Below are 19,207 nucleotides of genomic sequence, written 5' to 3'. Positions count from 1 at the left end.
ATGAATCGGAATGCGTAAAATGCCGCTTTGTCAGTAAACCTTTTGGTGTGGTTACCGTCGGGTTCAGGAATCTGGTAAAGCCGCGGTAAATGCAGCGCGAAAGCGCGTTAACGGATGGATTGGCCATGGCGCAAGACAACACCGGACTGCTTACCGGCTCCGACGGGATCACGCGCTGCTTCTGGCACGGCAATCTGCCGGACTATCTGCACTACCACGACCATGAATGGGGCCGGCCGGTCGCCGACGACCGCAGGCTGTTCGAAAAAATCTGCCTGGAAGGCTTTCAGTCCGGCCTGTCCTGGCTGACCATTCTGCGCAAGCGCGAGAATTTCCGCGAGGCCTTCGCCGGTTTCGACTTCGACAAGGTCGCTGCCTTCACCGACGAGGATGTCGAGCGCCTGGTCGCCAATGTCGGCATCATCCGCCACCGCGGCAAGATCGTCTCGACCATCAACAACGCCAAACGCGCGCGCGAAATGGTGGATGAATTCGGCTCGCTGGCCGCCTGGTTCTGGAAGTTCGAGCCGGGGCCGGAGGAGCGGCCGGAGATCGTCGACCTCGCCCACCTGCGGGCCAACCCGACGACAGCGGTCTCGATCAGGATTTCGAAGGAGTTGAAAAAGCGCGGCTGGAGCTTTGTCGGACCGACGACGGTCTATGCCTTCATGCAAGCGATGGGTCTGGTCAACGACCATCTCGAGGGGTGTGTTTGCCGGGAGCAGGTGGAGAAGGAACGCAAGGCCTTTAAGAGGCCGAAGTAGGGCGCTGTCCCCCTACCTCCCCCTTGTGGGGAGGTCGCGCCGAAGGCGCGGGTGGGGGTATCTTGGCGCCGCACCCCCACCCCGACGCTACGCGTCGACCCTCCCCACAAGGGGGAGGGTAAGGAACTCACGTCCCGCTGGCGCCCGTCAGAAAAAACCCGGCGACAATCGCCGCCAGTGCCGCAAAGGCCGGATAAATCACCAGCAATCCAGTCATCAGCGCCTCGCGCATGGTCGAACCCTTGCGCTCGTCGGCAGTGACCTCAAACGGACCGGGGCTCGCCGTCACCTGCGCACGGCTCTCGGCCGGCCGCAGCCGGACTTCATGCAAGCCGTCGTCTCTGATATCGAATTTGCGTGCCGCAGTCATGGCCCCAACCCTTTGTTTCGGCGCGCTTATCGGCTCTGATTGTGTCGGCACGATGCCGCGCCGATGGCGGAATTGTTTCCTTTTGGTGCGTTTTGTTTCGAAGGAGAAGGAAAGAGCGCAAACCCTTGCCGCACCAAGCCGCTTCGGTTAGGACACGCCGACTCCAAATAAGTCATCGATTACTTAGCGAAAAGACCCATCCCATGGCCGACAAATCGGAAAAGACGAAAGCGCGGCTGCCGCGCGGCTTTGCCGACCGCAGCGCCGACGATATCCGCGCCGTCGAGAAGATGATGGCGACGATCCGTTCGGTCTATGAGCTCTACGGTTTCGAGCCGGCCGACCAGCCGCTGATCGAATACACCGATGCGCTCGGCAAGTTCCTGCCCGACCAGGACCGGCCTAATGAGGGCGTATTTTCTTTCCAGGACGATGATGAGCAGTGGCTGTCGCTGCGCTACGACCTGACCGCGCCGACGGCGCGCTACGTCGCCGAGAATTTTGAGAAGCTGCCGAAACCCTATCGCAGCTACCGCTCCGGCTGGGTGTTCCGCAACGAAAAGCCCGGCCCGGGCCGCTTCCGCCAGTTCATGCAATTCGACGCCGACACGATCGGTACGCCGGGCGTCGCAGCCGACGCCGAGATGGCCATGATGATGGCCGACGTGATGGAAGCGCTTGGCATCAAGCGCGGCGACTACGTCATTCGCGTCAACAACCGCAAGGTGCTTGACGGCGTGCTGGAGGCGATCGGCCTTGGCGGTGACAACAATGCCGGCCGCCGGCTGACCGTGCTGCGCGCCATCGACAAGCTGGACAAGCTCGGGCCGGAAGGCGTGAAGCTTCTGCTTGGGCCGGGCCGATGGGATGGCGGCAAGGAAGGCGAGGGCGACTTCGCCAAGGGCGCTGGTTTGAACGACGGGCAAGCTGAAGCAGTTCTTCTCGCCACGGCAAGGAACGCACAGGTCGACCAGGTTTCCATAGTGAGCTCGAACTCGACTTACCAAGAAGGCGTCGGCGAGCTCGCGACGATTGAAGCCCTGGTCAGGGCGGCCGGATATGGCGAAGATCGCATCGCCATGGACCGCTCCGTCGTGCGTGGCCTCGAATACTACACCGGCCCGGTTTTCGAGGCCGAGCTTCTGGCCGAAATCCCCAACGAAGACGGCCAGATCGTGCGCTTCGGTTCGGTCGGTGGTGGCGGCCGCTATGACGGGCTGGTCTCGCGCTTCCGTGGCGAGCCGGTGCCGGCGACCGGCTTTTCGATCGGCGTCTCCCGCCTGATGACGGCGCTGAAGAACCTCGGCAAGCTGGACACCACCGATGTCATCGCGCCGGTCGTCGTGCTGGTGATGGACAAGGATACGGAAAGCCTCGGTCGCTACCAGAAGATGGTGGCCGATCTGCGCGCGGCCGGCATCCGCTCCGAAATGTATCTCGGCGGCGCCGGCATGAAGGCGCAGCTGAAATACGCCGACCGCCGCGGTAGCCCGGTCGCGATCATCCAGGGCGGCGATGAGCGCGCCAAGGGCGAGTTGCAGATCAAGGATCTGATCGAAGGCGCGCGCATGTCCGCTGAAATCGCCGACAACGCTGAATGGCGGGCTGCCCGCCCGGCGCAGGTGACGGTGGCGGAGGGAGAGCTGGTCGCCGAGGTGAGGAAGATTTTGGCGGTGCAGGCCGCTGACCGTGCGAAGGGTGGCGCTTGAACGCCCCCCTCTGGCCTGCCGGCAATCTCCCCCTCAAGGGGGGAGATTGGATGTCGCGCATGGTTTCGCCAATCTCCGGCGTTGAAGAAGAGGCGCTGCGCTCCGAGCTGCCAATCTCCCCCCTTGAGGGGGAGATGGCCGGCAGGCCAGAGGGGGGTGCCTCGCGCCACGCATGACCTCCCGCTATCCCGCCATCGCATCCGAAATCACCAAGCTCTTCGCCACCCGCAACACCCATGCGGTTGAGGTCGCGGTGCTGCAGCCGGCCGACCCATTCCTCGATATGGCCGGCGAGGATCTGCGCCGCCGCATCTTTCTCACCGAAAGCGAGACCGGCAAGACGCTGTGTCTGCGGCCCGAATTCACCATCCCCGTCTGCCTCGACCACATCGCCTCGCAGGCCGGCACGCCGCGCCGCTATTCCTATCTCGGCGAAGTGTTCCGCCAGCGCCGCGAGGGCGGCAACGAGTTCTTTCAGGCCGGCATCGAGGATCTCGGCGACCGCGATACAGCCGAGGCCGATGCGCGTTCGCTGGCCGATGCGCACGCGCTGCTGCAGCTGGTGCTGCCGGCGCAACCTCTTGCGATCACGCTCGGCGACCAGACCATCTTCGAGGCGGTGCTGGCAGCACTCGGCTTGCCGCGCGGCTGGCGCATGCGGCTTGCGCGCGCCTTCGGCTCGGCGCCGATGCTGCAGGCAGCACTCGCCGATCTCGCCAACCCGCCGCGCAACGGTCAGCTTGACGGCGATGTCGCGGCCCTTGTGCTCGATGGCGATCTCGAAGCGCTTTCCGCCCACATCGCCGGCGGCATGGAAGGGGCCGGCCTGTCGGGCTCCGGCGGGCGCGCGCCGGCGGACATTGCCCGGCGGCTGATCGAAAAGGCCGAACTGCGCAGCGTGCGGTTGTCGAACGAAGCGTTTGCGGCGCTCAGGGATTTTCTCGCCATCGACGTGCCGCTCGACGGCGCGAGTGCTGCGCTCGAAAGTTTTGCGGCCTCTGCCGGGCTTTCGCTGGGCGCGGCGCTGGAAAAATTCGCCGCCCGCGCCAAAGCCATCGAGGCACATGGCCTGCCTGCAAAGACGATCCGCTACGACGCTGCCTTCGGCCGTCCGCTGGATTACTACACCGGCATCGTCTTCGAGATCGCAGCACTTGGTGGCGAGCGGCCGCTGGCCGGCGGCGGTCGCTACGACCGGCTGCTGACCCTGCTCGGCGCCAAGACGCCGATCCCCGGCGTCGGCTTCTCCGTCTGGCTCGACCGCATCGAAGCGCTGCGGGGAGAGCCGCAATGATCACGCTGGCGATCCCATCGAAAGGCCGGCTCAAGGAGCAGGCCTTGGAGGTACTGGCCAGGGCCGGGCTTGCCGTCAGCCTGCCCGGCGATGAGCGCCAGTACCGCGCCCGCATCGACGGCACTGAGGGCATCGAGGTGGCGTTCCTGTCGGCGTCCGAAATCGCCGGCGAGATTGGGCAAGGTTCGGTCGACCTCGGCATTACCGGCGAGGATCTGCTGCGCGAAAACCTCGCCGACTGGGAAGCGCGCGCCGAAATCGTCGCTCGCCTCGGCTTCGGCCATGCCGATGTCGTGGTCGCGGTGCCCGGCATCTGGCTCGACGTCGATACCATGGCCGATCTCGACGATGTCGCCGCCGATTTCCGCCAGCGCCACGGCAGGCGGCTGAGGATCGCAACCAAATACTGGCGGCTGACGCAACAATTCTTCTCGCAAAAGCACGGCATCCAGGTTTACCGCATCGTCGAAAGCCTCGGCGCTACCGAAGGCGCGCCGGCGGCAGGCCTTGCCGATGTCATCGTCGACATCACCACCACCGGCTCGACCCTACGCGCCAACCATCTCAAGGTGCTGGCCGATGGGGTTGTGCTGAAGTCGCAGGCCTGCCTCGTGGCTGCCAGGAAAGATCGTGCTGCTGCGGATGAGGCGCTAGTGCGGGAAATAGCCGCGAAGATGAGCGCGCTCCCTCCCCCTTGAGGGGAGGGTGGACAGCCGCCAAAGGCGGATGGACGGGTGGGGTCGCTCCGGCAGTGCTCGACGCGAGACGACCCAAGCCGGGTCGACCGTGAGCAAGGAAGTCGAGCACTTCGCCGAGGACCCCACCGCCTCGCTTCGCGAGGCACCCTCCCCGCGAGGGGGAGGGGAACCGCCTCTACTTTCCACCATCCCATCAGGCTGCTAGGCTCACTCATCGGGAGGAGAAGGCGATGGCGATCAATCTCGACGAGCTCAAGAACGCCACCAATCTGCGCGGGCGCGGCAGGGCGTTCATCGCCCCGCTCGACGGCCGCGCGCATGTCTCCGGCGAGCGCACCCCGCCGCTGCTCGACAAGACGATCCCCCAGCTTTTCTCCGACACGGTCGGCAGATACGCCACGCAGGATGCTGCCGTCTTCGTCGGCCAGGACAAGCGCTTCACCTGGAGCGAATTGTCGGACACGGTCGATACGCTCGCCGCCGGCTTCCTGGCGCTCGGCCTCGAAAAAGGCGACCGTGTCGGCATCTGGTCGCCCAACCGCTGGGAATGGCTGGTCACCCAATTCGCCACCGCTCGCATCGGCCTGATCCTGGTCAACATCAACCCGGCCTACCGGCTGACCGAGCTCGAATATGCCCTCAACAAGGTCGGCTGCAAGGCGCTGGTCACCGCCGCCAGTTTCAAGACCTCCGACTATCTCGGCATGATCGAGACGCTGGCGCCGGAGCTCGCCAAGGCCACCCCCGGCAAGCTCAAGGCGCAGAAATTGCCGGCGCTGAAGATCGTCATCCGCATGGGCGATGACAACTCGCCCGGCATGTTCAATTTCGCCGACGTGCTGTCGATGGCCGGCCGTGACGAGCATGACAGCCTCGACCGCATCTCCGAAGGGCTGAAGCCGGGCGAAGCCATCAACATCCAGTTCACATCAGGCACGACGGGCGCGCCCAAGGGCGCGACGCTGACCCACACCAACATCGTCAACAACGGCAATTTCGTCACCGCGGCAATCAGGCTCACCGTCGACGACCGGCTCTGCATCCCGGTGCCGCTCTATCACTGCTTCGGCATGTCGATGGGCACGATGGGCTGCGTCACCAAGGGCGCGACCATGGTTTTCCCGGGCGAGGGTTTTGACGCCGGCGCCACGCTGAAGGCGGTGGCGCAGGAACGCTGCACCGGCCTCTACGGCGTGCCGACCATGTTCGTCGCCATGCTTGACCACGCCGACTTCACCAGCTTCGATCTCTCCAGCCTGCGCACCGGCATCATGGCGGGCTCACCATGCCCGATCGAGGTGATGAAGAAGGTGGTGACGCTGATGCATATGGAAGAGGTGACCATCGCCTACGGCATGACCGAGACCAGCCCGGTCTCGTTCCAGAGCAGCGTCGACGATCCGCTGGAAAAACGCGTCTCCACTGTCGGCCGCATCCATCCGCATGTCGAGGTCAAGGCCATCGACGCCGAGGGCGCCACCGTCGCCGTCGGCGCGCCGGGCGAGCTGTGCACCCGCGGCTATTCCGTCATGAAAGGCTACTGGGACGACGCGGAAAAAACCCGCGAGGCGATCGACGCCGACGGCTGGATGCACACCGGTGATCTCGCCACCATCGACGCCGAGGGCTATTGCAACATTGTCGGCCGGGTCAAGGACATGGTCATCCGCGGCGGCGAAAACGTCTATCCCAGAGAGGTCGAGGAATTCCTCTACCGCCATCCCAAGGTCAAGGAGGTGCAGGTGTTCGGCATTCCCGACGCCAAATATGGCGAGGAGCTGTGCGCCTGGATCGTGCTGAAGCCCAACCAGATCGCCACCGAGCAGGAGATCAAGAATTTCTGCGCCGGCCAGATCGCCCACTACAAAATCCCCCGCTACATCCGCTTCCGCACCGAACTGCCGATGACGGTGACGGGCAAGCCGCAGAAGTTTCTGATGCGGGAAGCGATGGTGGAGGAACTGGGGCTGGTGGTGCAGAAGACGGCTTGAGGGTTGAACGCCGGGGACGGGACTGCCGGGCTTCGAAACGACATTGGGGTGCTCGACAGGCTTCCGCAAGGTTCGCCGAACGCATTGGGGCTTGAATGACTGGTTTCGCACGATCAGCGACTTCCTATGCGATGCCTTTGGCCGCGCTGGCACTGGCCGTTGCGGTCAGAGTCAGCGGGCTATCGGTGGACGAAGGTTCGCCGAGCGTCAGGATTCTCGTCGGAGCGCTCTCGAGTGCGATCATGTTCATCACTATTTTCGTGGTGCTCGATCACGCCGAGGCGGTGGCCCACCGTGTGGGGGAGCCTTACGGCACATTGGTGCTGACTTTTGCCGTGACGGCAATCGAAGTGTCGATCATCGTTTCCATGATGCTGCATGGAGAGAACAACCCCACGCTTGCACGTGAATCGGTCTTCTCGACAGTGATGATTGCCTCCACCGGCGTTGTCGGAATGTGTCTCACGTTTGGCGGCTGGCGGCATCGCAAGCAGGCAATTGTCCGGCAAGGGACCAGCGCATATCTGGCGGTTTTGGCCGCACTGACCGTCATGACGCTTATCCTGCCGACCTACACGCGGACCACCGATCCCGGCACATTTTCGGCAGCTCAGCTTGGCCTGGTAAGCGTTCTTTCCGTGCTGCTCTATGCAAGCTTTGTGTTCGCGCAGACAGTCCGGCACCGGGACGATTTCATCGAAGGACTGGCACACGACCTTTCGGCGCGAACCGCCCCTCACAAAAGCATCTCTTCCAGCGCTCTGCTCCTGGTAATCGGACTGATCGGAATTGTCATGCTCGCCGAGCAGGTCGCCGCAAGTGTTGAAAATGCGCTCGTTGCTTACCAGGTGACCCAGGCTGACAGCATTGTGGGGGCAATGATCGCGGGTCTGGTTTTGATGCCGGAAGCCATTTCGGCGGTTCGCGCTTCACTCAACAATGAGCTGCAGCGCGGCCTGAATGTCGCAATGGGTTCGGCTTGCGCCACGATTGGTTTGACGATACCTGCGGTCGCAGCAGCCAGCCTGCTTACGGGACGAGGGTTGACCCTGGGGCTCCCGGAAGCTGACGCCGTACTTTTGGTTTTAGCGCTTTTCATATGCGGCGTAAGCTTTAGCAACGAAAGGACGACCTTCCTGACCGGAATCGTCCATGCCGTTGTGTTTTTTACGTATGTATTTCTGGTATTTATCCCTTGAGGCTTTGGTGCGATCTGGCGACCAACCATCAAGGCGGGTATTCTCGAACGCGCCTGATTTGAGTTTCTTTTCGGGGTTCCCAAGGCGCCATCTAAGACCCGAACGACTCACACACCCAGCACCGCCGCATCCAACCCCCGAATGATCTTCGCCAGTTCCACGCATTCATCATGCCGCACCTTGTTGCGGCGCCAGGCGAGGCAGATCGTGCGTTGCGGCATTGGCTCCTGGAACGGCACGATCCTGAGGTCCGGCATGGCGCTGGCCGGCTTCGCCGCCATTTCCGGGATAAGCGTGACGCCGAGACCATGCGCCACCATCTGCAGCAGCGTCGTCAGGCTGGTGGCGCCGTAGCTTGCCATCGCTACGGGACGCACGCTGCCGCACAGGGCCAGCGCCTGTTCGCGCAGGCAGTGGCCTTCCTCCAAAAGCATCAACCGCTCCAGCGCCGGGCTTTCCGGCGGCACCGGTGGCGAGGCGAAGGCTGGATCTCCGGCTGGCACGGCGAGGAAGAAGCGGTCGGCGAACAGTTCCTCGGTGACCAGGCCCGGCTGCTCGAGCGGCAGCGCGGCGATGAAGGCGTCGAGCCGTCCGGTTGCCGTGTCTTCGACCAGTGATGCCGTCACTGCTTCGCGCAGTTCGAGCTGCAGGGACGGAAAATGCCGCTTCAGCTCCGGGAGCACATGCGGCAAAAGATACGGCGCCACGGTCGGGATGATGCCCAGCCGGAAGCGGCCTTCCATGGCCGGGCGGCCGCGCCGGGCCGTCGTCTCGACATCACTGATGTCGCGCAGGATGCGCTCGATGCGTGGCAGCAGCGCTTGCGCCTCTTCCGTCATCCGCACCGTCTTGCCGCCGCGCTCGAACAGCCGGCAGTTCAGCCTTTGCTCCATCTCGGCGATCTGCGCGGACAGCGCCGGCTGGCTGACGCCGGCGAGTTTTGCGGCGCGGCCGAAATGCAGCGTTTGCGCCAAAGCCTCGAAATATTGCATCTGCCGCACGGTCAAGCCAATCATAAGGAAAACCTATCGCAACAAACAGGAAAGGCAATTTGTTTTTATCGAAGAGACGGCTTAGTCTGGAACCATTCCAGAGTGGCGCGGCTCCCGGCCGGCCCGGAAAAAACAACACATAAATCAGCAATTCGGAGGCCAAGATGGATGCGATGACCGACGACAACAGCGCCGGCAAATGCCCGGTCGCGCATGGAACCTCCGCCAGGACCAACCGCGACTGGTGGCCGAACCAGCTCGACATCGGCGTTCTCCACCAGCAGTCGAGCCTTTCGGACCCGATGGGCGAAGCTTTCGACTACGCCGCGGAGTTCAAGACGCTCGACCTCGACGCGGTGATCGAGGATTTGCACAAGGTGATGACGGATTCGCAGGATTGGTGGCCGGCCGATTTCGGCCATTACGGGCCGCTGTTCATCCGCATGGCCTGGCACAGCGCCGGCACCTATCGCATCGGCGACGGCCGGGGTGGCGCCGGTGCGGGCCAGCAGCGTTTCGCGCCGCTGAACAGCTGGCCGGACAACGCCAATCTCGACAAGGCGCGCCGGCTGCTGTGGCCGGTCAAGCAGAAATACGGCCGCAAGATCTCCTGGGCCGACCTGTTGATTCTCACCGGCAACGTCGCGCTGGAATCGATGGGCTTCAAGACCTTTGGCTTTGCCGGTGGCCGCGCCGATGTCTGGGAGCCCGAGCAGGATGTCGACTGGGGTTCGGAAACCAAGTGGCTCGACGACAAGCGCTATTCCGGCGACCGTGAGTTGCACGGCCATCTCGGCGCGGTGCAGATGGGCCTGATCTACGTCAACCCGGAAGGGCCGAACGGCAAGCCGGATCCGCTGGCCTCAGCCCGCGACATCCGCGAGACCTTCGCGCGCATGGCAATGAACGATGAGGAAACCGTGGCGCTGATCGCCGGCGGCCACACATTCGGCAAGACCCATGGCGCCGGTGATGCAACACTGGTCGGCGCCGAGCCGGAAGGCGCGGGCATCGAGGCGCAGGGCCTCGGCTGGTCGAGCAAGCATGCCACCGGCATTGCCGGCGATGCGATCACATCCGGCCTCGAAGTTACCTGGACGACGACGCCGACCAAGTGGAGCAACAACTTCTTCGACAATCTCTTCAACTTCGAATGGGAGCTGACCAAGAGCCCGGCCGGGGCCCATCAGTGGACGCCGAAGGGCGGCTCTGGCGCGGTTACGGTGCCGGACGCGCACAATCCCTCGAAGCGTCATGCGCCGGCAATGCTGACCACCGACCTCGCGCTGCGGGCCGACCCGGCCTATGAGAAGATCTCGCGCCGCTTCCATGAGCATCCGGAGCAGTTCGCCGATGCCTTCGCCCGTGCCTGGTACAAGCTCACCCATCGCGACATGGGGCCGGTCGTGCGGTATCTCGGCCCGTTGGTGCCGAAGGAAGAGCTGATCTGGCAGGATCCGGTTCCGGCCGTCGACCATGAGCTGGTCAGCGACCAGGACATCGCATTGCTGAAGGCCAAGATCCTGGCTTCGGGCCTCAGCGTTTCGCAATTGGTCTCGACCGCCTGGGCCTCGGCCTCGACCTTCCGCAACTCCGACAAGCGCGGCGGCGCCAATGGCGCGCGCATTCGCCTGGCGCCGCAGAAGGACTGGGAGGTCAACCAGCCTGTCGAACTGGCTACCGTGCTGGCGAAGCTCGAAGCCATCCAGAACGAGTTCAACGCAGGCGGCAAGAAGGTCTCGCTGGCCGACCTCATCGTGCTCGGCGGCGTCGCCGCGGTCGAGAAAGCCGCAACGGATGGCGGCAATGCGGTGAAGGTCCCCTTCACGCCCGGCCGCACCGACGCCTCGCAGGCGCAGACGGACGTCCATTCCTTTGCGGCGCTCGAGCCGAAAATTGACGGCTTCCGCAACTATGTCAGTGGCAAACCGCCCATGTCGGTCGAAGCCATGCTGGTCGACCGGGCGCAACTGCTCAACCTGACGGCGCCGGAGATGACGGTGCTGGTTGGTGGCCTGCGCGTGCTCGGCGCCAACACCGGCGGCTCGAAGCATGGTGTGTTGACCGACAGGCCGGGCACGCTGACGAACGACTTCTTCGTCAACCTGCTCTCGATGAGCACCATCTGGGATCCGGCCTCCGAGCCGGGCTCGCATGAGGTCTACGAAGCACGCGACCGCAAGACCAGGGCGGTCAGGTGGACCGCCACGCGCGCCGACCTGATCTTCGGCTCGCATGCGCAGCTGCGCGCGCTGGCCGAGGTCTACGGGTCGGCGGATGCCGGGCAGAATTTCGTTGGCGATTTCGTCAAGGCGTGGACCAAGGTGATGAACGCCGACCGTTTCGACATCGCTGCCTGATACAACCTCCCAAACGAAGGGCGCGGGCCGAGGCCCGCGCCCTTCGTTTTCGCAGGCTTCGAAATCAGTCCTTTTCGAAGATGCGTGCCTTGGCGACGACGCCAGCGATTGCGCCGCCGATCAGCGGCGCAACGATGAACAGCCAGAGCTGGCTGAGGGCTGCGCCGCCGGTAAACAGCGCCGGGCCGATCGAACGCGCCGGATTGAGCGAGGTGCCGGTCACCGGGATCATTGCGAAGTGCAGTCCGGCCAGCGTCAGGCCGATGACCAGGCCGGCGAACGCCGTCGAGTGCTTCTCGGCGGTGACGCCAAGGATGACGGTGACGAAGGTGAAGGTGCCGATCAGCTCCCATAGGAAGGCCGAACTCGTCCCCCATTTCGCCACGTCCCAGCCATTGGCGCCGAAACCGGTGGTGTGCCCGCCGGTCTGGCCGGAGACGATGATCCACAGCGCCAGCGAGGCCAGAATGGCGCCGATGATCTGCGCGATCCAGTAAGGAATGACATCCTTGGCCGGCAGCCGGCCGGCAAGGAAGACGCCGAGCGTGACGGCCGGGTTGAGATGTGCGCCTGAGATGGGACCCACCGCGTAAGCCGCCGCAATCAGGCCGATGCCGAACGCCAGGCCGATGGCTTCCTGGCCCAGCGGCAAGTCGGCGAGAAAGCCACCCGTCGCCACCGACGCCGTGCCGATAAACACCAATAGAAATGTCCCTAGAACTTCCGCAAGATACGTTTTCATTGCCCTCTCCTCGTATCGATCCGTCGGTCCGCTTTTCCGCGCCGCGAATCATGGCGCAAAGAGTATTCCCAACGCAAAAGCTTGGAAAGCAGAGCAATTGCGCCACAGATCGTGCTTACGGCGGCCAGTTACCAACATTAGAGACCTTGCATATATTTGAGATTTGTTATCGCCGGCGTGCAGACATTTGCCGGCGGGGAAAATCGTCGGCCGCGAGCGGAAGGCCTCGTCGCCGCGAAATTCAAGCGGGGTTCAATCTCGACGCGAAACGCTCTAAGAGCAGGCCGAAAGATACTGTGCTCGATAGATGGAATGACGAATGCGACTGGGCGGACGGCTGGCGGCAGCCATTGAAGTGCTGGACGACATTGGCCGGCGCCACCGGCCGGTGGCCGATGCGCTGAAAGATTGGGGCCTGTCGCATCGCTTTGCGGGCGGCGGCGACCGCGCGGCGATCGGCAACATCGTCTACGACGCGCTGCGCCACAAACGTTCCGCCGGCTGGCTTTTGGGTGAAGACACGCCCCGCGCCATCGGCTTCGGCGCGCTGCTCATCGAATGGGGCCAGACGCCGCAGTCGCTCAACGATGCGCTCGAGGGCGACAAGTTCGCGCCACCGTTGCTCAGCGCCGCCGAGTTGCAGGCGCTGGCCGAGCGCCGGCCTGAAGACGCGCCGGAGGCAGTGCGGGCGGACGTACCCGACTGGTGCGCGCCGTTGTTCGAACGAGCCTTTGGCGCAGACTGGGTTGCGGAAGGGGCGGCTTTGGCGACCCGCCCGCCGCTCGACATCAGGGTCAACACGCTGCAGTCCGACCGCGCCAAAGTGCTGGCGGAACTCGCCGACACCGGCGCCAAGGCAGCTGCTATTGCGCCGCAAGGCATTCGCATCCCGCCCATCGACGGCGACGGCCGGCACCCCAACGTACAGGCCGAGCCGGCTTTCCAAAAGGGCTGGTTCGAGGTTCAGGACGAGGGTTCGCAGATCGTTGCAACCCTTGCCGGCGCGCAAGCCGGGATGCAGGTGCTCGATTTCTGCGCCGGCGCCGGCGGCAAGACGCTGGCGCTATCTGCGGCGATGGCCAACAAAGGTCAGGTCTTCGCCCATGATGCCGAAAAGGCGCGGCTGGCGCCGATCTTCGACCGCATCCGCCGTTCGGAAAACCGCAACGTCCAGGTTGTCACCAAGCCGGCTGAGCTCAGCCCCCTCGCAGGCCACATGGACATCGTGCTGGTCGATGCGCCCTGCACCGGCAGCGGCACCTGGCGGCGCCGTCCAGACGCCAAATGGCGGCTGACGCAAAGACAGCTCGATGCCCGCAAGGGCGAGCAGTCGGCGATCCTCGATGCGGCGAATGCCTATGTCAAACCGGGCGGCCTGCTGGTCTACATCACCTGTTCGGTGTTCGACGAGGAGAATGGCGAGCAGGTCGCCGCCTTTCGCGAACGGCACAAGGGCTTCGTTCCGGTCGATCATCGCGCGCTCTGGGATGCCAGCTTCCCCGGTCACGCAGCGGCCGCCCGGATCGGCAAGACAAGCGATATCTCGCTGTCGCCGGCTCTGAGCGGCACCGACGGGTTCCATTTCTGTGCGCTGCGTCGGGCGAATTGACGCTCCGATTGACAGGCTGACATAGCGCCAGTTGCAGATGCGCGGCGTCGGCCGCCAGACGGGGTAGAATTCTTGCAAAGATATGTGTCGCTTCTGCTTTTCCTCCTTCTGGTGCTCGGCGGCGGCCTGTTGATCGGCTATGCGACGCTGCCGGGTGAATGGTATGCCTCGCTCGCCAAGCCGCCCTTCAACCCGCCCAACTGGGTCTTCGCGCCGGCCTGGACGCTCCTCTATGTGCTGATCGCCGTGGCCGGCTGGCGGACATGGGAGCGGGAACGAGCAGCCGCCGCGATGAAGATCTGGGCCCTCCAGCTTGTTCTGAACTTCGCGTGGTCGCCGACTTTCTTCGGCGCCAAACAGATGGGGCCGGCACTGGTCGTGATCCTGGCTCTTCTCGCCAGCATTGCGCTGTTCATAGCCACGGTGTGGAACCGCGACCGGGTTTCCGGCTGGCTGTTTGCGCCCTATGCCGCGTGGGTAGCCTTCGCCACCTTGCTCAACGCGTCGCTGCTCCTGTTGAACTGAGTGCTTTGCTGCAGTGCAGCAAAAGCATTTGCGTGGCGTTCAGGCGTCTGCGATAAGCTTTGCAGATAAATCAGGGCGATGGCCATGGCAGCAAAGATCGTACCCGCACCCGATTATGAGGACCGCGTCAGGGCGTCGTTCGCGCGCCAGCAGGCGATGGCGACCATCGGCGCCGAACTGACGCTTGTGACGCCGGGCATCATCGAGATCGAAATGCCCTATTCCCAGGCACTGACCCAGCAGCACGGTTTCCTGCATGCCGGGGTGATTTCGACGGCGCTGGACTCGGCCTGCGGCTATGCCGCATTTTCGCTGATGCCGGAAAATTCCGGCGTGCTGACCATTGAGTTCAAGGTCAACCTCCTGGCGCCCGGCCGGGGCGAACGCTTCCTGTTCCGCGGCTCGGTGACCAAACCCGGCCGCACCATCATTGTCGCCGATGGCCAGGCGTACGCCTTTGCCGCCGATGGCGAGGCCAAGCTGATCGCGACCATGACCGGCACGATGATGACGGTGGTTGGCCGTGACGGGATAGCGGGATGAGGAGTGGTCCGTGTAACCGACGAAAAGCCCCCAAATTGGCTTTTCGAGCGACCCGGAGCCATAGCGAAGGGCCGGCAGCCGACGAGAGCACCGCCCTTTTTGTTCCGCAGCCGAGGGAGTCGAATTCATGACCGGCAAAGTGTCGCGAATTGGCGGCAAGGACGTCCTCTTCGTCATGGCGGCGCAGGCCGAGTACGGTCCGCATCTGCAAAAACTGTTCACGCCGCTGATGACGGGCGTCGGCCCGGTAGAGGCAGGTGTGCGGCTCGGCGCCGAACTGTCATGGCTGAAATCCGAGAAGGCGTTGCCCGATCTCGTCGTCTCGCTCGGCTCCGCCGGCAGCCGCACACTGGAGCAGACGGAAATCTACCAGGCGGTCTCGGTCAGCTATCGCGACATCGACGCTTCGCCGCTAGGCTTCGAAAAAGGCGCGACGCCGTTCCTCGACCTGCCGGTGACCGTCCCGCTATCATTCAGGATACCGGGCATTAAAGAAGCCAGCCTGTCGACCGGCGGCGCCATCATCACCGGCGCCGCCTACGACGCCATCGCCGCCGATATGGTCGACATGGAAACCTTCGCCTGCCTGCGCGCCTGCCAGTTGTTCGATGTCCCGCTTATCGGCCTGCGCGGCATTTCAGACGGTGCAGCCGATCTGCGCCACGTTGGCGACTGGACCGAATATCTGCATGTCATCGACGAGAAGCTGGCGGATGCGGTCGCTCGGCTCGAACAGGCCATCGGCTCCGGCACGCTACACAAGGAGCAGCCTGGGCAAGAGTCGGCGCCGCTCTGAAAGTCGGGTTGCGCACCCCATTGCGCCGACTCGTTTCTTTCTCTAAAGGCTCGCCATGACGACAGCCAATCATCCCGATACAGTCCTGATTGTCGATTTCGGCAGCCAGTTTACGCAACTCATCGCCCGCCGCATCCGCGAGGCTGGCGTGTTTTCCGAGATCGTGCCGTTCCAATCGGCCGAAGCTGCCTTCAAGCGCATCAATCCGAAAGCCGTGATCCTGTCGGGCGGTCCCGCCTCGACATCGGACATCGGCAGCCCGCGCGCGCCGCAGATCGTCTTCGATGCCGGCGTACCTGTGCTCGGTATCTGCTACGGCCAGATGGCCATTTGCGTGCAGATGGGCGGCGTCGCCGAAAGCTCGAACCATCGCGAATTCGGCCGCGCCTTCGTCGAGATCGAAAAGGACAGCCCGCTGTTCGAGGGCCTGTGGGCGCCAGGCCAGCGCCACCAGGTGTGGATGAGCCATGGCGACCGCGTCATCTCGCTGCCCAAGGGGTTCGAAGTCTTCGGCAAGTCGGAAGGCTCGCCTTTCGCCATCTTCGGCAACGTCGCGCGCAAGATGTACGGCATCATGTTCCACCCGGAAGTTGTGCATACGCCGGATGGCGCCAGGCTGCTGAGAAACTTCGTGCACAACATCGCCGGCATCGAAGGCGACTGGACGATGCGCGCCTATCGCGAGCATGCGGTCGAGACAATTCGCAAACAGGTCGGCAAGGGCAAGGTGATCTGCGCGCTGTCGGGCGGCGTGGATTCATCGGTCGCCGCACTTTTGATCCACGAAGCGGTCGGCGACCAGCTGACCTGCATTCTTGTCGACCATGGCCTGATGCGCAAGGACGAGGCCGCCGGCGTGGTGGCGATGTTCCGCCAGCACTACAATCTGCCGCTGATCCTGGTCGACGCGTCGGAAAAATTCATCTCGGCGCTGGAAGGCGAGTCCGACCCCGAGAAGAAGCGCAAGACCATCGGCCGGCTGTTCATCGAAGTGTTCGAGGAAGAGGCCAAGAAACTCGGCGGCGCCGATTTCCTGGCGCAAGGCACGCTCTATCCCGACGTCATCGAGAGCGTCTCCTTCACCGGCGGCCCGTCGGTGACCATCAAGTCGCACCACAATGTCGGCGGCCTGCCGGCGCGCATGAACATGCAGCTGGTCGAGCCGCTGCGCGAACTGTTCAAGGACGAGGTGAGGGCACTGGGCAAGGAACTCGGCCTGCCCGAAAGTTTTATTGGCCGCCATCCGTTCCCTGGACCAGGCCTTGCCATCCGCTGCCCCGGCGGTATCACCCGCGAAAAGCTCGAAATCCTGCGCGAGGCCGACGCCATCTATCTCGACGAGATCCGCAAGGCCGGCCTCTACGACGCCATCTGGCAGGCTTTCGCCGTGCTGCTTCCGGTGCAGACCGTCGGTGTGATGGGCGACGGCCGCACCTACGAATTCGTCTGCGCCCTGCGCGCCGTGACGTCCGTCGACGGCATGACCGCCGACTTCTACCACTACGACATGGCTTTCCTCGGCGCGGCGGCCACCCGCATCATCAACGAAGTCCGCGGCATCAACCGCGTCGTCTACGACGTGACGTCAAAGCCGCCAGGCACCATCGAGTGGGAATGATTTTCGTCCTTCGCCGTCTATCGCTAACTATCGGAAATGTCTAACTAACTCATTGATTGTGCTTGGATAAGGCTTCGTGGTCTATCGCCGTCAATCGCCGGCAAACGGGTCCTTTTGACGGTATTTTTGACGGTATGCCCGTCACTTGTCCTCAGCCGAAAACCACAGTACCGTCAGGCCAGATCGGTCCATGACGGTATTTTTTTGCCACTTAAGTGGCGGAAATTACAAGCAAAACAGGTGTCGCGTGAGCCAATTTTTGGCTGACGGTATTTTGGCCCGCCGTTTGGTTGAATTTTGAGCTGGAAGGAGAGCATTGTGCTAACGGACGCAGCGCTTAAGCACCTGAAACCAAAGAATAAAGATTACAAGGTTGCAGACCGCGACGGTATGTATGTGGTCGTTAAAACTTCGGGCTCAATTACCTTCCGTTACGACTATCGCATCAATGGGCGCCGGGAGACGCTAACGCTTGGAAAACATGGGCCAGATGGCATTTCGCTTGCCCGGGCCAGGGAGCTCTGTATCGACGCGCGCCGGATCGTCTCGGATGGCATCTCCCCCGCTCAGGAAAAGCAGCGCGACAAGCGCCGCCTGAAGGAGGCCAAGAGCTTTGGTGAGTTCGGCGATCGCTGGTTCAAGGAAGCGCAGATGGCGGACAGCACGCGCGCCATGCGGCGCGCGATCTTCGATCGAGACATCATACCTGTATGGCAGAATCGGCTTCTCAACGAGATCTCGCCCGATGATTTGCGCGCGCTCTGCGCAAAGGTGAAAGATCGTGGAGCCCCGGCGACCGCCATTCACGTGCGTGACATCATTAAGCAGATCTTCGGCTTCGCTATTCTACACGGCGAGAAAACATCCAACCCGGCTGACGATGTCGGCCCGGCATCGATCGCAACCTTCGTACCGAAAGATCGGGCACTCTCTCCGCCTGAAATCCGGACGATGCTGAAGCAACTTGATCACGTGCCGACGATCCCAACTATCCGCCTGGGGTTGCGGTTGATCTTGTTGACGATGGTTCGAAAGAGTGAGCTGCAGGACGCGGTTTGGGATGAAGTGGATTTCGAAAATGCGCTCTGGTCTATCCCCAAGGAGAGGATGAAGCGCTCCAAACCACACAACGTCTACCTCTCACAGCAGGCGCTCGACATCTTGATTGCATTGAAGACCTGCGCAGGAAATTCGCGCTACGTTTTGCCGTCGCGTTACGACGCCGATGCACCGATGTCCCGCGCTACCTTTAATCGCATCACGACTGCAGTCGTCTTGCGTGCCAAGAAAGAGGGCCTTCCGCTCGAGCCGTTCACTGTTCATGACCTGCGTCGCACGGGCTCCACACTCCTGAACGAATTGGGCTTCAACCGGGATTGGATTGAGAAATGTCTTGCCCATGAGGAGGGCCACTCCTCCCGTGGTGTCTACAACAAGGCCGAGTATGGGCAACAGCGTCGACACATGCTGCAGGAGTGGGCCGACATGATTGATGCATGGGTTGACGGCCGAAAGCATCAGCCGACGCTTTATCCGCCAAGCATGCAGCTAATCGCACCGGAGGCTAGAATCTAGACGGGAGTACGTTCCGCCAAGTCCCGAGCATGTCGTTGCGGAAAGGACGCTAATGGTCAGCACACTTGCTTTTCACAGCACTGCGTCACCAATAAGCACGGACTTGGCCGAGTAGAATTACCGCTTGACTGGCCGAGCCTTGCGTTGACGTACATCGGGGGATGGCGCACGCTTGACTGCGGCAGCATTCGAAGTACGCCGACGCTTCTCGATCCACTCCTCGACCTCAGCCAGATTCCAGACCACGCAGCGCGGCGTCAGATAAAAACGTTGCGGGAATTCACCCCGCTGTTCCATTTCGTAGATGGTGGTGTCGGCCAACGGGACGATCTTGCGCAGTTCGGGTCGCCGAATTGTTTGCTTCGGCGAAACGCTGCTGGGGATTTGTTCAGCCGCAGAGATACCTAGTGGCTGCCCTGACG

General features: G+C 63.0%; 17 protein-coding genes. 13 read left to right on the top strand and 4 right to left on the bottom strand.

Going from position 1 to position 19,207, the window contains the following annotated elements; genetic code table 11:
• Positions 1-125 precede the first annotated feature (125 nt).
• Positions 126-764, top strand: coding sequence for a DNA-3-methyladenine glycosylase I (locus NLY33_RS00690; RefSeq protein WP_023704470.1), 639 nt, complete (start codon positions 126-128; stop codon positions 762-764).
• 127 nt (positions 765-891) lie between these two features.
• Here NLY33_RS00690 and NLY33_RS00685 read toward each other — a convergent pair whose 3' ends face one another.
• Positions 892-1,134, bottom strand: coding sequence for a hypothetical protein (locus NLY33_RS00685; RefSeq protein WP_023704469.1), 243 nt, complete (start codon positions 1,132-1,134; stop codon positions 892-894).
• A gap of 203 nt (positions 1,135-1,337) precedes the next feature.
• Between NLY33_RS00685 and hisS the strand changes: the two genes are divergently transcribed.
• From hisS to NLY33_RS00660, 5 genes are all read left to right on the top strand, one after another.
• On the top strand, positions 1,338-2,843 hold the full coding sequence (gene hisS, locus NLY33_RS00680) for a histidine--tRNA ligase (protein WP_023724007.1): 1,506 nt from the start codon (positions 1,338-1,340) through the stop codon (positions 2,841-2,843).
• A 172-nt stretch (positions 2,844-3,015) separates the two neighbouring features.
• Complete coding sequence (locus NLY33_RS00675) at positions 3,016-4,137, top strand: ATP phosphoribosyltransferase regulatory subunit (RefSeq protein WP_023704467.1); 1,122 nt, start codon at positions 3,016-3,018, stop codon at positions 4,135-4,137.
• Positions 4,134-4,835: an ATP phosphoribosyltransferase gene (gene hisG / locus NLY33_RS00670; protein ID WP_023701298.1), complete on the top strand. Its 702-nt coding sequence runs from the start codon at positions 4,134-4,136 to the stop codon at positions 4,833-4,835. The genes NLY33_RS00675 and hisG overlap by 4 nt, the downstream gene beginning before the upstream one ends.
• Positions 4,836-5,065: 230 nt before the next feature.
• Positions 5,066-6,826, top strand: coding sequence for an AMP-binding protein (locus NLY33_RS00665; RefSeq protein ID WP_023704466.1), 1,761 nt, complete (start codon positions 5,066-5,068; stop codon positions 6,824-6,826).
• Positions 6,827-6,921: 95 nt separating this feature from the next.
• Positions 6,922-8,025, top strand: coding sequence for a calcium:cation antiporter (locus NLY33_RS00660; protein WP_023704465.1), 1,104 nt, complete (start codon positions 6,922-6,924; stop codon positions 8,023-8,025).
• 107 nt (positions 8,026-8,132) lie between these two features.
• Here NLY33_RS00660 and NLY33_RS00655 read toward each other — a convergent pair whose 3' ends face one another.
• Positions 8,133-9,041 carry a hydrogen peroxide-inducible genes activator gene (locus tag NLY33_RS00655; RefSeq protein ID WP_023704464.1) on the bottom strand — a complete coding sequence of 303 codons (909 nt, stop codon included), beginning with the start codon at positions 9,039-9,041 and terminating at the stop codon, positions 8,133-8,135.
• Positions 9,042-9,181: 140 nt separating this feature from the next.
• Here NLY33_RS00655 and katG point away from each other — a divergent pair, with 140 nt between their 5' ends.
• Positions 9,182-11,377, top strand: a complete 2,196-nt coding sequence (gene katG, locus NLY33_RS00650) for a catalase/peroxidase HPI (protein ID WP_023704463.1) — start codon at positions 9,182-9,184, stop codon at positions 11,375-11,377.
• Positions 11,378-11,441: 64 nt separating this feature from the next.
• Here the strand turns inward: katG and NLY33_RS00645 are convergent, their stop codons facing one another.
• Complete coding sequence (locus NLY33_RS00645; RefSeq protein ID WP_023681822.1) at positions 11,442-12,119, bottom strand: MIP family channel protein; 678 nt, start codon at positions 12,117-12,119, stop codon at positions 11,442-11,444.
• A gap of 319 nt (positions 12,120-12,438) precedes the next feature.
• On the opposite strand from NLY33_RS00645, the gene NLY33_RS00640 reads away from it, so the two are divergent.
• The 6 genes from NLY33_RS00640 to NLY33_RS00615 all read left to right on the top strand — a co-directional run bounded on the left by NLY33_RS00640 (position 12,439) and on the right by NLY33_RS00615 (position 18,785).
• Positions 12,439-13,728 carry an RsmB/NOP family class I SAM-dependent RNA methyltransferase gene (locus NLY33_RS00640; RefSeq protein ID WP_023704462.1) on the top strand — a complete coding sequence of 430 codons (1,290 nt, stop codon included), beginning with the start codon at positions 12,439-12,441 and terminating at the stop codon, positions 13,726-13,728.
• A 72-nt stretch (positions 13,729-13,800) separates the two neighbouring features.
• A complete protein-coding gene (locus NLY33_RS00635; RefSeq protein WP_023704461.1) occupies positions 13,801-14,253 on the top strand; it encodes a TspO/MBR family protein in 453 nt (150 codons plus the stop codon).
• 84 nt (positions 14,254-14,337) lie between these two features.
• The gene (locus tag NLY33_RS00630) at positions 14,338-14,796 is read left to right on the top strand and encodes a PaaI family thioesterase (protein WP_023701303.1); all 459 of its coding nucleotides are present in this window, start codon (positions 14,338-14,340) and stop codon (positions 14,794-14,796) included.
• A gap of 127 nt (positions 14,797-14,923) precedes the next feature.
• Entirely contained in the window at positions 14,924-15,592 is a 669-nt protein-coding gene (locus NLY33_RS00625) for a 5'-methylthioadenosine/S-adenosylhomocysteine nucleosidase (RefSeq protein ID WP_023704460.1), read from the top strand.
• Positions 15,593-15,647: 55 nt separating this feature from the next.
• Positions 15,648-17,210 carry a glutamine-hydrolyzing GMP synthase gene (gene guaA, locus NLY33_RS00620; RefSeq protein ID WP_023707954.1) on the top strand — a complete coding sequence of 521 codons (1,563 nt, stop codon included), beginning with the start codon at positions 15,648-15,650 and terminating at the stop codon, positions 17,208-17,210.
• A gap of 318 nt (positions 17,211-17,528) precedes the next feature.
• A complete protein-coding gene (locus NLY33_RS00615) occupies positions 17,529-18,785 on the top strand; it encodes a tyrosine-type recombinase/integrase (RefSeq protein WP_023707953.1) in 1,257 nt (418 codons plus the stop codon).
• A 117-nt stretch (positions 18,786-18,902) separates the two neighbouring features.
• Here the strand turns inward: NLY33_RS00615 and NLY33_RS00610 are convergent, their stop codons facing one another.
• Positions 18,903-19,169 (bottom strand): helix-turn-helix transcriptional regulator, encoded by a 267-nt coding sequence (locus NLY33_RS00610; RefSeq protein WP_245261064.1) that lies wholly within the window; start codon positions 19,167-19,169, stop codon positions 18,903-18,905.
• Positions 19,170-19,207 lie beyond the last annotated feature (38 nt).

Origin of the sequence: Mesorhizobium sp. C432A (genome assembly GCF_030323145.1) — a bacterium.
GTDB lineage: Bacteria > Pseudomonadota > Alphaproteobacteria > Rhizobiales > Rhizobiaceae > Mesorhizobium.
The sequence above is the reverse complement of the archived record's forward strand: the minus strand, read 5'-3'. Positions and strand labels throughout refer to the sequence as shown.

Excerpts from the sequence above, each read along its gene's own strand:
- NLY33_RS00690 (WP_023704470.1), top strand. The coding sequence starts at position 126 with ATGGCGCAAGACAACACCGGACTGCTTACCGGCTCCGACGGGATCACG.
- NLY33_RS00685 (WP_023704469.1), bottom strand. The coding sequence starts at position 1,134 with ATGACTGCGGCACGCAAATTCGATATCAGAGACGACGGCTTGCATGAA.
- hisS (WP_023724007.1), top strand. The coding sequence starts at position 1,338 with ATGGCCGACAAATCGGAAAAGACGAAAGCGCGGCTGCCGCGCGGCTTT.
- NLY33_RS00675 (WP_023704467.1), top strand. The coding sequence starts at position 3,016 with ATGACCTCCCGCTATCCCGCCATCGCATCCGAAATCACCAAGCTCTTC.
- hisG (WP_023701298.1), top strand. The coding sequence starts at position 4,134 with ATGATCACGCTGGCGATCCCATCGAAAGGCCGGCTCAAGGAGCAGGCC.
- NLY33_RS00665 (WP_023704466.1), top strand. The coding sequence starts at position 5,066 with ATGGCGATCAATCTCGACGAGCTCAAGAACGCCACCAATCTGCGCGGG.
- NLY33_RS00660 (WP_023704465.1), top strand. The coding sequence starts at position 6,922 with ATGACTGGTTTCGCACGATCAGCGACTTCCTATGCGATGCCTTTGGCC.
- NLY33_RS00655 (WP_023704464.1), bottom strand. The coding sequence starts at position 9,041 with ATGATTGGCTTGACCGTGCGGCAGATGCAATATTTCGAGGCTTTGGCG.
- katG (WP_023704463.1), top strand. The coding sequence starts at position 9,182 with ATGGATGCGATGACCGACGACAACAGCGCCGGCAAATGCCCGGTCGCG.
- NLY33_RS00645 (WP_023681822.1), bottom strand. The coding sequence starts at position 12,119 with ATGAAAACGTATCTTGCGGAAGTTCTAGGGACATTTCTATTGGTGTTT.
- NLY33_RS00640 (WP_023704462.1), top strand. The coding sequence starts at position 12,439 with ATGCGACTGGGCGGACGGCTGGCGGCAGCCATTGAAGTGCTGGACGAC.
- NLY33_RS00630 (WP_023701303.1), top strand. The coding sequence starts at position 14,338 with ATGGCAGCAAAGATCGTACCCGCACCCGATTATGAGGACCGCGTCAGG.
- NLY33_RS00625 (WP_023704460.1), top strand. The coding sequence starts at position 14,924 with ATGACCGGCAAAGTGTCGCGAATTGGCGGCAAGGACGTCCTCTTCGTC.
- guaA (WP_023707954.1), top strand. The coding sequence starts at position 15,648 with ATGACGACAGCCAATCATCCCGATACAGTCCTGATTGTCGATTTCGGC.